This window comes from Arthrobacter sp. 3Tela_A, assembly GCF_049311025.1.
Classification (GTDB): domain Bacteria; phylum Actinomycetota; class Actinomycetes; order Actinomycetales; family Micrococcaceae; genus Arthrobacter_B.
The window spans coordinates 1-14,974 of record NZ_JAXIOM010000081.1 but is presented as its reverse complement, the minus strand read 5'-3'; the positions used below and the strand labels follow the sequence as shown (position 1 = coordinate 14,974).

Genomic DNA, 14,974 nt, shown 5'->3' with positions numbered 1-14,974 from the left:
CACCCATCGGGGCCCCCCCGCAGCCCCCAACCGCGCGCCCGGCCCCCCCGCCGCCGGGCCTGCGGGCCCGCGTTTTTGATGCGCTGGGGCTGCTGCAGATCGATTCGGTGAACGTGCTGGCCCGGAGCCACTACCTGCCGCTGTTCACCCGCCTCGGCGCCTACGACCGGGGGGTCCTGGACCGGATGTCCACCCGGCATCCCCGCCGGATGGTTGAGTACTGGGCCCATGAAGCCAGCTTCATCCGCCCCGACCTCTTTGCGGACCTCCGCCAGTGGCAGCGCCGCACCTGGGTGCGTGCCACCTCGATGCCGGAAGAACCGCGAAGCGTACTTACCGAGGCCGTTCTGGAGCTGCTGCAGCAGAAGCATCCGCTGTCCGCCCGTGAGGTGGAGTCCATCCTCGGAGCCGGCGGGCAACCGGGCACCAAGTCGTGGGGCTGGAACTGGAGCGCAACCAAACGGATCCTGTCGGACCTCTTTGAACAGGGAATTATCTCCTCGGCCGGCCGGGGAACGGCCTTCGAGCGTCTCTATGCCCCTGCCGCCGCGGTGCATCCCGACGCAGAAGCCGCCCTGGAGCCCGTGGACCGCAACGATGCCCTGCTGCGGCTGACCGAGTCCGCGGCACGGTCGCTGGGCCTTGGGACCGCACCTATGCTGGCCGACTACTTCCGTCTGCCGCTGCGCGGCACTCTTGCCGCTGCCCAACACCTGGCTGCCCGCGGGCAGCTCGAGGAAATCACCGTCGACGGGTGGAAGGGCCCGGTCTTTCTTCATCCGGAGGCACGGACACCGCGGCGCTGCCACGGAGGCGGGCTGCTGAGCCCGTTCGATTCGCTGGTTTTCGACCGGCGCCGGCTGCAGGCGGTCTTCGGCATCCACTACCGGATCGAGATCTACACACCAGCCCACAAACGGCAGTACGGGTATTACGTGCTGCCGTTCCTGCTGCGCGAGGCGATTGTGGCCCGGGTAGACCTCAAAGCGGACCGGCCGGGCCGGGCACTGCTGGTGCAGGCCGCCCACGCCGAACCCGGTTCCCCGTCAGATACCGCTGTTGAGCTAGCCGCAGAATTACGGCTGATGGCGCAGTGGCTGGGCCTTGCAGAGGTTATGGTAAATCCTGTGGGCAATCTTGCGCCCGCCCTGAAACTGGCAGTAGACCGTGGATGACCCCCATGCGGGAACCTTGGCGGCCTGCCGGACGTCTCTCACGTAGACTGGGGACGCCAGATTTCGGCAACACTAGATTGGGAGCAAATCAGTGGCATCACTTCTCGAACGAGTTCTTCGCACCGGTGACAAGAAGACGCTGAAAACACTGCGTAACTACGCCGACGCGATCAACGTGCTCGAGGACGAGTTCAAGGGCATGACCGATGCCGAACTGCGCGCCGAGACAGACAACCTCAAGGAACGCCACGCCGACGGCGAGAGCCTGGACGATCTGCTGCCTGAAGCATTCGCCCTGGTCCGTGAAGCGGCTGGCCGAACCCTGGGCATGCGGCACTTCGATGTCCAGATGATGGGCGGCGCCGCCCTCCACCTGGGCAACATCGCCGAAATGAAGACCGGTGAAGGAAAGACGCTCGTGGCCACAGCCCCGGCTTTCCTGAACGCGCTGACCGGCCGCGGCGTGCACGTGGTCACGGTGAACGACTACCTTGCCGAATACCAGTCGGACCTGATGGGCCGTGTTTTCCGCTTCCTGGGCATGTCCACCGGCTGCATCCTCTCCAACCAGGACCCGGCGACCCGCCGCGAGCAGTATGCCGCAGACATCACCTACGGCACCAACAACGAGTTCGGCTTCGACTACCTCCGGGACAACATGGCCTGGAGCGCCAATGAGCTCGTCCAGCGTGGCCACCACTTCGCCATTGTCGACGAAGTTGACTCCATCCTCATCGATGAGGCCCGTACCCCGCTGATCATCTCCGGTGCCGCCAGCGGCGACGTTAACCGCTGGTACACCGAGTTCGCCAAGGTAGTCCAGCGACTGAGCCTTGACGTGGACTACGAAGTCGACGAGAAAAAGCGCACCGTAGGCGTTCTCGAGTCCGGTATCGAAAAGGTCGAGGACTACCTCGGGATCACCAACCTCTACGAAGCGGCCAACACCCCGCTGATCGGCTTCCTGAACAACGCCATCAAGGCCAAGGAACTCTTCAAGCGGGACAAGGACTACGTCATCCTCAAGGGTGAAGTGCTCATTGTCGATGAGCACACCGGACGTATCCTGGCCGGCCGCCGCTACAACGAAGGCATGCACCAGGCCATCGAGGCGAAGGAAGGAGTGCAGATCAAGGCGGAGAACCAGACCCTGGCCACCGTCACCCTGCAGAACTACTTCCGGCTCTACGAGAAGCTCTCCGGCATGACCGGCACGGCTGAAACCGAAGCTGCCGAGTTCATGAGCACCTACAAGCTTGGCGTGGTGCCCATCCCCACCAACAAGCCCATGGCCCGGCTGGACCAGTCAGACCTGATCTACAAGAACGAAGTTGCCAAGTTCGACGCCGTCGTAAAGGACATCGCCGAACGACACGCCTCCGGCCAGCCCGTGCTGGTAGGCACCACCAGCGTGGAAAAGAGTGAATACCTTTCCAAGCAGCTGGCCAAGGCCGGAATCCGGCACGAAGTCCTGAACGCCAAGAACCATGCCCGTGAAGCGGCCATCGTGGCGCAGGCCGGCCGCAAGGGTGCGGTAACGGTTGCCACCAATATGGCCGGCCGCGGCACCGACATCATGCTGGGCGGCAACGCCGAGTTCAACGCGGTTGCCGATCTCAACGCCCGCGGGCTCGATCCGGCCGAGGACCCGGAGGCCTACGAGGCCGCGTGGCCTGCCGCCCTGGAAAAGGCGCAGGCGGCAGTGGCAGCAGAACATGACGAGGTGCGTGCCCTGGGCGGACTTTATGTCCTGGGTACCGAGCGCCACGAATCACGGCGCATCGACAACCAGCTCCGCGGCCGTTCCGGCCGCCAGGGTGACCCGGGCGAGTCCCGGTTCTACCTTTCGCTGACGGATGACCTGATGCGCCTGTTCAACTCCGGCGCAGCCGAGCGCATCATGAACAGCTCCTCGATGCCGGATGACGTCGCACTCGAATCGAAGCTGGTCTCCAAGGCCATCCAGAATGCCCAGGGCCAGGTGGAGGCACGCAACGCCGAACAGCGCAAGAACGTCCTGAAGTACGACGACGTCCTGAACCGCCAGCGCGAAGCCATTTACGGTGACCGGCGGCGCATCCTAGAAGGCGATGACCTGCAGGAGAAGATCGGTTTCTTCCTCGAAGACGTGATCAGCGCCGTCGTCAACGATGCCACCGCTGAAGGCCACGGTGACGACTGGGATCTCGAGACACTGTGGAAGAACCTCAAGATCGTTTACCCGATCAGCCTGACCATCGATGAAGTCATTGAGGAAGCCGACGGCCGGTCCAACCTCACCCGGGACTTCCTCCTGGATGAGATTCTTTCCGATGCGCGCCTGGCCTACCAGGCACGCGAGGATGCGATCGGCTCCGCAGCGATGCGCGAGCTGGAGCGGCGCGTGGTGCTCTCCGTCATCGGACGCAAATGGCAGGAACACCTCTACGAGATGGATTATCTCAAGGAAGGCATCGGCCTGCGGGCCATGGCCCAGCGCGACCCGCTCGTGGAGTACCAGCGCGAGGGCTTCGTGATGTTCCAGACCATGATGGAGGCCATCCGCGAAGAGAGCATCCGCTACCTCTTCAACGTCGAAGTCCAGGTCAGCCAGCCGGCTGTTCCCGAAGCGCTGCAGGGCGTGAAGGACGCACGCGGAATCGTCGGCACACCGGTTATCAAGACGCCCGGGCTCGAAGCGCCCGAGCAGCCGGCCAGCCTGCAGTTCTCGGCCCCGAACAGCCAGGGCCAGGCGGAAACCAGGGTTGAGCGCACTGCGGCCGCCAAGCCGGCCCAGCCCGCATCCCGGAAGGACACGCGTTCAGCTTCCAAGAAGAAGCGCCGCAAGTAACCTCACCCGATTTCCAGGGCGGTAACTTTCCAGAGTCCGCGCCGCAGCTCCAGACGGAGGGCTACGGCGCGGACTCTGTCAGTTTCGGCGGCTGCCACAGCGACTTCGTAGACTCCGGGCGAGACGGGGCAGACCCGGACCCGCAGGATGCGCACGTTGCGGTGCAGCCGTCCTTGGCCGCGGCCCCGGACCAGGTTGGTGCGCAGCTGAAGGCGCTCGAACTCCTCGAAATCCATCCACCGGGCCAGCTGCTGCAGCGGACGTACCCCGGCCAGGACCTCCAGTGCACCCATGGTGACGGACCGGCTGATGGCCTCGATCCGGGCGTCCACCTCCGCCGAACTCCTCCAGTTACCGGCCTGTGCAGGCGCCGGCGGAGGTTCCTCCCGGACCAGGACCGGATGCCGTTGCGGAACCACGGGCGGAGCCAGTCCCGGAACCGTGCTGAAGACGGGCCGGGGCTCACCGCTGGCCCGGGCGGGCTCCCCGGAGACCTCGCCTGGAGCGGGAAGAATAATCAGGATGGTCATGGGGTGTCCTTTCCGGTGGGCTGGCTAATTCGCAGGCGGGGGCGGAACGGTGAGGACCTGCCCGGGCAGCAGATGGTGCGGATCGGGGCCAATGACGAAGCGGTTTGCTGCGTGCCACGCGGGCCAGTGGCGGGCGACCTCGTGATCCGTGGCGAGGGGGCCGAGCTGTGCGGCGGCCAGGTTCCAGAGCGTGTCTCCGGCGCGGACCGTAACGGTGGCGGCGGCTGCCGGCTCGCCCCGGGCAACGCCGGGAATCAGCAGCGAAGAATCCACGGGACCGGGGGAAGGTTTCCAGGACGGGTCTGCCGCTTCCTCACTGCTGTGGGCGGCTGCACGGCCCAAACCGGTGCTGTTCGACGGATTCCACCCCGGATCGGCGGCCGGGGATCCGGAGACTGGCACTGTGTATGAAGCAGTGCTTGCCGGGGCGGTGCTGCCGGCGGGTGAAGCCAGTACGGGCAGGGGAGCGGCGGCCAGCTGTACACCCAGGGCGGCTGCAGCCAGCCTCCGCAGGAACGCTGGACTGAAACGCCCGACTGCGCGGGATGCCCGGCACTTGCCGCTTCGCAGCAGCAGTGCTGAAACAAGGGCGGCCACCGCGCCCACGCCCCACCAAGCCAGTACCAGCAGGCCTGCCCAGCCGGCGGCAAGACCGGCTGCGGACTGCAGGTCGGCGAGCGATCTCAGGGAGACCGGCGGAAACGGTCCCGGCGTGCTTTCCTGCAGCAGGCGGGATGCCCAGAGCAGCAGTGCCCCGGCGCCCATGGCTGCACCGGCCTGGAACAGGTCCTCCAGCATCCTGCGCCTGTGTGTTCCGCGAAAAGCCATGCCGACCTCCGGTGTCCTTGGGAAGCTCTGCAGCTCATGAGCCTTAGTGCCTCATGAGTCTGGTGATGTCGTTTGGTGCTGTTTGATGGTTTTGATGGGGTTTGATTTCTTTTGATCAGCTTTGACCCCCGTTACTACCCACCGATGTCCGAACTGTCCAGAGTGATGCCGGTGAAATGTGGACGCGCTAGCCTTGCCCGATGAGATGGGAGACGTTGTTCGCGGATCTGGAGGGGCAGCTGGCGGCCGCCGGAGACGCAGAGCTTGAATCGGAGATTGCAGACCGGCAGCGGGGTGAGGTTGCCGGACTCGGATTCACGGCCAGGCTGCGGGCGCAGCGGGGCAGGGCACTAAGGGTCCACGTCGGGATCGCAGGCAGGCCGCTGCAGGGAGAGCTGGGAACGGTGGGAGCGGACTGGTTCCTGCTGGAATCCGCCTCGGGCTCCCATGTGGTTCCGCTCCAGGCCGTGCAGATGGTCGAGGGGATGGACCGGTACGCGGATACATCGGTGCCCGGCGTGCAGCTGAAATTCGCTGCGGCCCTGAGAGGGCTGGCCCGTGACCGTTATCCGGTCGACCTGCACCTGCTGGGCGCCGGGCAGGCGCAGCACGGCAGCATTGACCGGGTGGGGCACGACTTCATCGAATTTGCGCTTCTGGAACCGGGCGAGCCGCGCCGGCGCGGGAATGTTGCCTCAGTAGCAGTGGTTCCGCTGGCCCGGATCGCGACTGTCAGCTCACGCTAGGGCAAACCGGAACACGGGGTGCGGTTACGCCGGCAGCACTCAGGCTTCCGCGGCCTCGTCCTGGGACAGAGCGGAGCGGGCTGCCTCTGCCCGGCGGTAGGCGCCGGCGATGTACTCCTCGAGTTTGGCGGACTCAACCCGCCACTGGCCGCGGCCGCCCACCTGGATAGCCGGCAGCTCCCCGGAGCGCACAAGCGCATACGTCTGTGACGAAGAGATGTTCAGGACCTCGCCCACGTCGGCGAGGGTGAGGAACCTTTTCTCCACCATGGTGCCCACCATCAACCCTTTCCGGCGCTGTGCCGCTGCTGACCTAGTCTGCCATCCTCAGGCTGCCGGACCGGTGTTATCCACATTTTCCGGTCCCCACCCGTTTCCATACTGCCTGTTGGAGGCCACAATGTGCTCCAACACTCCGCGCAGGTGCGGGGAAAACCTAGGGGGAAGCATGAGTCTCAAGACGGCGGCCCAGGCCGTGCCCGCACCGCGCCTAAAGAAACCCTCCTGGAAAGACCCCCGGCTGCTGCTGGGGGTGCTCCTGGTCCTGGGCTCGGTTGCCGGGGTCGGCGCCTTGGTGGCCAGCCAGGACCAGACCACCCAGGTGCTGGCAGCGGCACGGGAGATTCCAGTGGGAACGGTGCTGGAGCCTGACGACTTCGATGTGGTGCAGGTTGCCCTGGGCGGACTCGAAGGCACCTACATGCCGGCCTCGGATCCATTTCCGGAGGACGCCGTCGCCGGATCGCTCATCCGCCGCGGTGAGCTGCTCGCCCGTGCCGATATCACGGCGGCAACAGACCTGGACCGAAAACCGCTGGGGCTGGATGTCCAGACGCCGCTGCCCAGCGGCATCCGCGCCGGAGACCGGGTGGATGTCTGGGCCTCCCTGCCGGACGGGCAGAACGGCTACGGGGAGCCGCGCCGGCTGCTCACTGCGGCGGAAATCTCAGAACTCTCCGTCACGGAGTCGGTCATTGCCGGAGCGGCGGCGACCCGGCTCCTGGTCCTCGTGGAAGACCAGGATCTGCCTGCCCTGCTCGGTGCCCTGTCCAACCAGGCGAAGATCGCCGTCGTACCCAATCCTTCAGCCCGATGAGCGCCATCCCCGTAGTAACGGCCGGCAGCGGCACCGCGGAACTGGTGCAGGGCCTGGAGCGCCTGCAGGGCCCGGTCACCGTGATTCGCCGGTGCACCGAACTTTCGGAGCTGATCGCCGCCTGCCAAAGCGGAATGGCCCGGGCAGCGATTGTGGATGACGACGCCGGGGAGCTGACAGCCAGCCTCGCCGACCGCGTCAAAGCCGCAGGGGTGGCGCTCGTGGTCCTGACCGACGATCCGGCAGCACGCACGCGCCTGGACCAGCTGGGGGTGGCGCATGCGTCACCGGCCCTGGATTCGGCCGCGCTCGCTGACCTTGTCGCGGCTGCCGTCCGGGCCTTGGACGAACTCGGGCCGGAGCGCGCGCGTTCCTCGATCGCGGACCCGGCCGAAGGCCTGCGCCGGTGGGAACTCACCGGCGACCGGCCGGGTGCCGATTTGGAGGGGCCGCACAGCCAGGGGAGCGTGGTGGCGGTCTGGGGGCCCGCCGGCGGACCCGGACGCACCACCCTGGCCCTGAACCTGGCCGCCGAGGCGGCGTCCGCCGGCAGCTCAGTGATCCTCGTGGACGCGGACACCTATGCACCCAGCATTGCGGCAGCCCTGGGTCTCACGGATGAATCCGCGGGACTCGCCCAGGCCTGCCGGCTCGCGGAGCAGGGGCAGCTGGACGCGGGGTCACTCGAGGCCTCCACGGTGCAGGTGCAGATCAGGAACCGGCGCCTGCGGCTGCTTACCGGCATCACCCGGTCGGACCGCTGGCTTGAGATCCGCGGCGCCGCACTGGCCCGGGTGCTGGAGGAAGCACGGAGGATTGCGGACATCATCGTGGTGGACTGCGGTTTCAGCCTGGAGGCCGACGAAGAACTCAGTTTCGACACCATGGCCCCGCGCCGGAACGCGGCAACCCTCGTAACGCTGGAGACTGCGGACACCGTATACGCCGTCGGTGCCGCAGATCCGGTGGGGGTGCCCCGTCTCGTGCGGGCCTTGACCGAACTGGAAACGGCGGTGCCCTCCGTGTCCCCGCTGGTGGTCCTGAACAAGGTGCGGCGTTCCACCGCAGGCCGTTCGCCGGAGCAGCAGCTCAGCGAAGCATGGGACCGGTTCGGCCCCGGCCGGATCAATGCCTTCCTGCCGGCCGACTGGGACGCTGCCGACGCCGCGCTGCTCGCCGGAACAGCTCTGCTCGAGACAGCACCGGCGTCCGGCCTGCGGACAGCGATAGCAGCCCTGGCGAACGTTCCCGCAGGCAGCAGCAGTAAACGGCGCCGGAAGCGGGGCGCCGCCGCGAAGTGACCTTTTCTTTCCCAACGGGATAGGCTCGTATCAAACGGGCCGCAAAGGGGCGGCCTGTACCAAGCGGCGAATTTCGGAGGCGTATTAAATGTCGTCTGGATCCAACACCACGGATCTGTCCAGTTCGGATACTTCCCTTGAGGATTTCATCGGGAATTACTACGAGCATCTGGCGGCAGAGGACGCCGCTCTCTACCCGCCCCAGGCGCTGCGCGAACGTGCCGAGGCACATCGTTCACTGGCCTGGACCCGCGCAGAGGGCAAGGCAGCCGTAGATCTTTTTGACCAGGGTGACGCCAGCGTCATCCTCATCGTTACCGATGACATGCCCTTCCTCGTCGATTCGGTCACGGCCGAAATCGTCCGCCAGAACAGCGGCATCCGGCTGATGGTCCACCCCACGTTCCTGGCGACCCGCCACCGGGACAGCGACACCCTGCAGCAGGTCAAGCGGGTGCCGAATGCTGCGGGTATTTCCAGCGGGGACACGGCCGCGCTGCCGAACATTTCCGGACTGATCGGCAGCGGAGAGAACACCACCCGCATCGAGTCCTGGATCGCCGTTGAGGTTCCACGGCTGACTGACGAGGCACGGCGCAGGGACATGGTCGACGGGCTCCTGAAAGTCCTGGACGATGTCCGTGTGGCCGTCCGGGACTGGTCCGGCATGCGGGCCAAAGTCCACGAGATCGCCGGTGAACTCACCACGGCCGGTCCCGGTATCCCGGACCTTCAGCAGGCACGGGAACTGCTCACCTGGCTGGACGACGGAAACTTCACGTTCCTGGGCTACCGGGAATACGACCTGATCAACGAAGACGGCGAAGACGTGCTCCGGTCCGCTCCGGGCACCGGCCTTGGCCTGCTGCGCCGCAGTTCCGAGGGCGGCAAGGTCCAGCACCTGACCACCGCCGGCCGGGCCAAGGCACGGGAAAAGCGTGCGCTGGTTATCACCAAGGCCAACTCGCGTTCGACCGTTCACCGCGCAGCGTACTTCGACTACATCGGGGTTAAGCGGTTCGACGCCCAGGGCAACGTCACCGGCGAACGGCGCTTCATTGGGCTGTTCGCCACAGGTGCCTACACCGGTTCCGTGCGGGACATTCCGATCCTGCGGGACAAGGTCAAGGAAGTCATCCGCCGGGCAGGATTCCCGGCGGACTCGCACTCCGGCAAGGACCTGCTCTCCATCCTGGAAACCTTCCCGCGCGACGAGCTGTTCCAGATCGACGTGGACGGGCTGCTGGAAACCGCCCAGGGAATCCTCCGCCTGCAGGAACGCCGCCGCACCCGGCTTTTCCTGCGCCCGGACGTCTACGGACGGTTTATGTCCGCGCTCGTCTTCCTGCCCCGTGACCGGTACACCACCTCGGTCCGCCTGCGTATCCAGGACGAACTGCGGGCAACCTTCAACGCGGAGTCCATCGACTACGAAGCACGGCTGACCGAGTCCGCACTGGCCCGCCTGTTCTTCCGCATCCGGCTGCCCAAAGGCGCGGAGATCGCCGACGTCGACGCCGCCGCGCTGGAACGCCGGCTGGTCAACGCGACACGATCCTGGTCCGAAGGAATCGACGAGGTGCTGCGCGGCAAGTTCGACCGCGTCCAGGCCGAACAGCTCTCCACACTGTGGGGCGATGCCTTCCCGATGGATTACCGGGTGGGCTACGAAGTCGAGGACGCGCTTGAGGACATTGCCCGGTTTGAGGACCGGCTGCAGAACCCGGACACCGCACCGGAGCTCTTTGTCTACCTGCCCTCCCGCAGCGCGGACAGCGCCGAGAGCGCCGACGCCCGGCTGAAGCTGTACCTGCTGGAACCGCGGTCCCTGACCCAGATCCTTCCCTTCCTGCACAACCTGGGCCTGGAAGTCCTCGACGAGCGGCCGTTCGAGATCAAACGCAAGGACGGCGTCGAGCTTTACCTCTATGACCTGGGCCTGCGCTACGGCGCCGGTGTGGATCCCCTCGAGACCGGCACCCTGCTGGCGGAGGCCTTCCGCGCCGGCATCTCCGGCGCCAGTGAGTCCGACGCCCTGGACCGGCTCATCCTCAGCCAGGGACTGGGCTGGCGGGAAGTCGTGGTGTTCCGCAGCTACGCCAAGTACATGCGCCAGATGGGCAACACCAACTCATACGGCTTCATCGCAGGCACCCTGCTGGGGAACCCCGGCGTTACCGGCGCGCTGGGCCGCATGTTCCGGGCACGGTTCGACCCGGCGGTTGAAGAGGACAAGCGGGCCGTCGAAATGGAGGCTGCACGCACCGAGCTGGATGCCGGACTGGAGCAGGTCCCGACGCTGGACGCGGACCGTGTCCTGCGGACGTTCGCCAACCTCATCGAGGCGACGCTGCGTACCAACTTCTACCAGGGCAAACCGTATGTGAGCCACAAACTCAATACCGCCGTGATCGACGGAGCACCCTTCCCGCGGCCCAAATACGAGATCTGGGTTTACTCCCCGCGCGTCGAGGGCGTGCACCTGCGCTTCGGTGAAGTGGCCCGCGGCGGCCTGCGCTGGTCGGACCGGCGCGAGGACTTCCGCACCGAAATCCTGGGCCTGGTCAAGGCGCAGACGGTCAAGAACGCCGTCATTGTGCCCACGGGCGCCAAGGGCGGCTTCTACGCCAAGCAGCTGCCGGACCCGGCTAAGGACCGCGGCGCCTGGATGGAAGAAGGCAAGGAAAGCTACCGCACATTTATCCGCGGCCTGCTGGACATCACCGACAACCTGGTGGTCACCGAAGACGGTGAGCAGGTCCGCCCGCCGGAGAACGTAGTCCGGCACGACGGCGACGACAGCTACCTCGTCGTCGCCGCGGACAAGGGCACGGCTTCCTTCTCCGACATCGCCAACGCCCTCTCCGCCGAATACGGTTTCTGGCTCGGGGATGCCTTCGCCTCGGGCGGATCCGTGGGCTATGACCACAAGGCCATGGGCATCACCGCCCGCGGTGCCTGGGAATCGGTCAAGCGGCACTTCACTGAACTCGGTGTCGACACCCAGAACGAGGACTTCACCGCCGTCGGTGTGGGAGACATGAGCGGCGACGTTTTCGGCAACGGCATGCTGCTGTCCGAGCACACCCGCCTGGTGGCCGCGTTCGACCACCGCCACGTGTTCCTGGACCCGAACCCCGACGCAGCCCGCTCCCATGCGGAACGGCGGCGGCTCTTCGAACTGCCGCGTTCCTCCTGGGCGGACTACGACGAGACCCTCATCAGCGAGGGAGGCGGAGTCTTCCCCCGGCAGTCCAAGAGCATTCCGATCAGCGCCCAGGTGCGCGAAGTGCTCGGCCTGGACGCCGGCGTCACCCGCCTGAGCCCGCCGGAACTGCTGCGCGCCATCCTGAAGGCACCGGTGGACCTGCTCTACAACGGCGGAATCGGCACCTACATCAAGGCCTCCACCGAGACCAACGCCGAGGTGGGGGACAAAGCCAACGACGCGATCCGCATTGACGGCCGGGACGTGCGTGCCAAGGTCATCGGAGAAGGCGGCAACCTGGGCATGACCCAGCACGGCCGCATCGAAGCCGCCCTGTCCGGCGTCATCCTGAACACCGACGCGATCGACAACTCGGCCGGCGTCGACTGCTCAGACCACGAGGTCAACATCAAGATCTTCGTTGACCGCATGGTTGCCGCAGGACGCCTGGAAGCCTCCGAACGCTCCGCCTTCCTGCACTCGATGACGGATGAAGTCGGCCGCCTGGTGCTGCAGGACAACATCGACCAGAACATGCTGCTGCTGAACGACCGCCAGCGCGTGATCGAGTGGAGCCCGAGCTTCGAGCGCCTCATGGACTGGCTCGAGGAGCATGCCGGCCTGGACCGCGCCCTGGAAGCGCTGCCCACCAAGGAAGAACTGCGGGCCCGCGTCGCCGACGGCCAGGGCCTCACCGCACCGGAGCTCTCTGTCCTGGCGGCCTACGCCAAGATCGAGCTGACCCGTGCGCTGACCGCCTCCGACCTGGCGGACGATCCGTACTTCCGCGGCACACTGCGGCGGTACTTCCCCAAGCAGCTGGTGGAACGCTTCGATGACCAGCTGGATACCCATCCGCTGCGGCGCGAGATCATCTCCACCATGGTCGCCAACGACATGATCAACATCGGCGGAATCACTTTCGCCTTCCGGGTCATGGAAGAGACCTCAGCCACCGAGGCCACGGTTGCCCGTGCGTTCAGCGCGCTGCGTGAGATTTACGCAATCGACGACGTCGTTGCCGCCCTGGGCGAGCTGCCCGCCAGCTTCCCGACCGAAACCTGGACCAGTATCCACCTCGACATGCGCCGGCTGCTGGACCGTGCCGTGCGCTGGTTCGTGAACCACGTTGGACGCGGCAGCTCCATTGACGAAGATATTCAGGCCTTCAAGCCGATCGTCGAACCGCTGCGGAAGGACCTTATGCGCTTTATGCGCGGAGCCGACCGCGACCGTGTGGAAGCCGCCTTGGAGAAGGCAGCGGGCTGGGACGTACCCAAGGACCTTGGCACCTACTGGGCGGAGCAGTTCGAAAGCTACGGCCTGCTCGACGTCGCCCTGGCGACCCGGCAGGTTGAAGAACCGGCGGAGAACATCGCCGCGGTCTACTACGCGGTCTACGACCGCTACGGAATCGACGACCTGCTGGAGCGGATCACCAAGCTCCCGCGCGGTGACCGGTGGCAGGCGCTGGCCCGTGCCGCGCTGCGTGACGACCTCTACTCCACAGTCGCGGACATGACAGTCGCAGCCCTGCAGGCCACACCGTCCATGGGCGGCGATGATCCGGTAGCCCGGGTTGAGGCCTGGGAGCAGGAAAACGCAGACAACCTCGAGCGCGCCACCAAGATGTTCGCCGAGGTCAACCAGCTGGAGCAGGATGACATGGCGTCTCTTTCAGTCGCCCTGCGCCTGCTGCGCTCGATCGTAAGGCGCTGACGGACCACCGCTATGGCAATATTTACCGATCCGATCAAGGACCACGCGGATTTCGGACCCGGCGACGCTGAGTGGCTGCACCTGCTGGTGGGGGACTGGCAGCTGGTCGCGGACCTCGCGTTCGCCGACCTGGCGCTCTGGTTCCCCCTGCCGGAGGGCACCTACGTGGCGCTGGCCCATGCCCGCCCCTCGACGTCGCACACTGTGTTCCACAGCGACTTCGTGGGCGAACGCATCCGTGCAGACCTGCAGCCGCTGGTGGACAAGGCCTGGAAGTCCCAGACCATCGAGCGTTCGAGTGAGACGAACTGGACCACGGAGACAGCGATGCGGGTGGAAGCGATTCCGTTCGTCCGCAACGGGCGCACGCTCGCCGTCGTCACCTCCCACATGGACCTTTCAAGTTCCCGGATGCCGTCCCGGCTGGAGCTGACTTACCGTCAGTGCGCCTACGATCTGCTGCGGATGGGAACGCTTGGTCTGTGGCCGGACTTCGCCACCCCCACCGGATCGCGCCGCGGCGCCCCGCGCGTGGGTGACGGGCTGATTCGGCTCGATGCCCAGGGCGTGGTGCAGTACGCCAGCCCCAACGGCGTCTCCGCGTTCCGCCGGCTGGGCGATATGGAGACGCTCGAGGGCAGGCCGCTGGCCGAAATCACGACGGCGCTGCTCAAGGACCGCCGCATGGTGGACGAGACGCTGCCGCTGGTGGTTACCGGCCGGATGCCGTGGCGGACGGAAATCGAATCCAGGGGAGTGAGCCTGTCCCTGCGGGCCATTCCGCTGCGTGATGAGAAGGAACGCTTCGGTGCCCTGGTACTCTGCCGCGACGTTTCGGAGCTGCGCCGCCGGGAGATGGAACTGGTGTCAAAGGACGCCACCATCCGCGAGATCCACCACAGGGTGAAGAACAATCTGCAGACAGTGGCGGCGCTGCTGCGCATGCAGTCCCGCCGGATGGAGAGCGAAGAAGGAAAGCAGGGCCTGGCGCAGGCCATGCGCCGGGTCTCCACCATCGCGCTCGTCCACGAGACCCTGTCCCAGGGGCTGACCCAGAACGTGGACTTCGACGAGCTCATTGACCGGCAGTTCCGGCTCTCTGCTGAGGTGGCTTCCCCGTCGCAGGCGGTCCGCACCGAACGGCAGGGAACCTTCGGTGAACTGCCCAGCGACCTGGCCACCCCGCTGGCGCTGGTGATCAACGAACTGGTGACCAACGCCGTCGAGCACGGGCTGTCCGGCAAGGAAAACGGCACGGTGTGGCTGAACGCAGAGCGCCACCTGGGCGCCGACGGCGAAGAGAACCTCACGGTGACGGTCTCCGACGACGGCGTGGGGCTGCCCCCGGAGCCGCGCCGGGAAGGCCTTGGCCTGCAGATCGTGCGGACACTGGTCCAGAGCGAGCTTTCCGGCACCATCGAGTGGACGCCCCGCCCCGGCGGCGGCACGGAAGTAAGAATCGAGCTGGGACTCGACGCCGCCAGGCGCTGACCTGTCCCCGACGCAAAGAAGGGGGGGGGGGGGGGGGGGGGGGGGGGGGC

10 protein-coding genes are annotated in these 14,974 nt (G+C 66.3%); 7 read left to right on the top strand and 3 right to left on the bottom strand.

What is annotated here, in order from left to right; genetic code table 11:
* Positions 1-1,175, top strand: a 1,175-nt coding sequence (locus tag TVC13_RS17040; protein WP_422402329.1) for a winged helix-turn-helix domain-containing protein, incomplete at its 5' end; no start/stop codon positions are given.
* Positions 1,176-1,266: 91 nt separating this feature from the next.
* A complete protein-coding gene (gene secA, locus TVC13_RS17035; protein ID WP_422402328.1) occupies positions 1,267-4,005 on the top strand; it encodes a preprotein translocase subunit SecA in 2,739 nt (912 codons plus the stop codon).
* 2 nt (positions 4,006-4,007) lie between these two features.
* Here secA and TVC13_RS17030 read toward each other — a convergent pair whose 3' ends face one another.
* Both TVC13_RS17030 and TVC13_RS17025 read right to left on the bottom strand, forming a co-directional pair.
* A complete protein-coding gene (locus TVC13_RS17030) occupies positions 4,008-4,535 on the bottom strand; it encodes an Rv3235 family protein (protein WP_422402327.1) in 528 nt (175 codons plus the stop codon).
* Between the two features lie 24 nt (positions 4,536-4,559).
* On the bottom strand, positions 4,560-5,363 hold the full coding sequence (locus tag TVC13_RS17025; RefSeq protein WP_422402326.1) for a LysM peptidoglycan-binding domain-containing protein: 804 nt from the start codon (positions 5,361-5,363) through the stop codon (positions 4,560-4,562).
* 200 nt (positions 5,364-5,563) lie between these two features.
* Between TVC13_RS17025 and TVC13_RS17020 the strand changes: the two genes are divergently transcribed.
* Positions 5,564-6,109, top strand: a complete 546-nt coding sequence (locus TVC13_RS17020; protein WP_422402325.1) for a hypothetical protein — start codon at positions 5,564-5,566, stop codon at positions 6,107-6,109.
* 39 nt (positions 6,110-6,148) lie between these two features.
* On the opposite strand, the gene TVC13_RS17015 is transcribed toward TVC13_RS17020, so the two are convergent.
* Positions 6,149-6,379, bottom strand: a complete 231-nt coding sequence (locus TVC13_RS17015; protein WP_422402324.1) for a helix-turn-helix domain-containing protein — start codon at positions 6,377-6,379, stop codon at positions 6,149-6,151.
* A gap of 178 nt (positions 6,380-6,557) precedes the next feature.
* Here TVC13_RS17015 and TVC13_RS17010 point away from each other — a divergent pair, with 178 nt between their 5' ends.
* From TVC13_RS17010 to TVC13_RS16995, 4 genes are all read left to right on the top strand, one after another.
* The gene (locus TVC13_RS17010; protein ID WP_422402323.1) at positions 6,558-7,205 is read left to right on the top strand and encodes a hypothetical protein; all 648 of its coding nucleotides are present in this window, start codon (positions 6,558-6,560) and stop codon (positions 7,203-7,205) included.
* Positions 7,202-8,506 (top strand): AAA family ATPase, encoded by a 1,305-nt coding sequence (locus TVC13_RS17005; RefSeq protein ID WP_422402322.1) that lies wholly within the window; start codon positions 7,202-7,204, stop codon positions 8,504-8,506. The genes TVC13_RS17010 and TVC13_RS17005 overlap by 4 nt, the downstream gene beginning before the upstream one ends.
* Positions 8,507-8,594: 88 nt before the next feature.
* Positions 8,595-13,433, top strand: coding sequence for an NAD-glutamate dehydrogenase (locus tag TVC13_RS17000; protein WP_422402321.1), 4,839 nt, complete (start codon positions 8,595-8,597; stop codon positions 13,431-13,433).
* A 12-nt stretch (positions 13,434-13,445) separates the two neighbouring features.
* Positions 13,446-14,924: a sensor histidine kinase gene (locus TVC13_RS16995; protein WP_422402320.1), complete on the top strand. Its 1,479-nt coding sequence runs from the start codon at positions 13,446-13,448 to the stop codon at positions 14,922-14,924.
* The last annotated feature ends 50 nt before the right edge of the window (positions 14,925-14,974 follow it).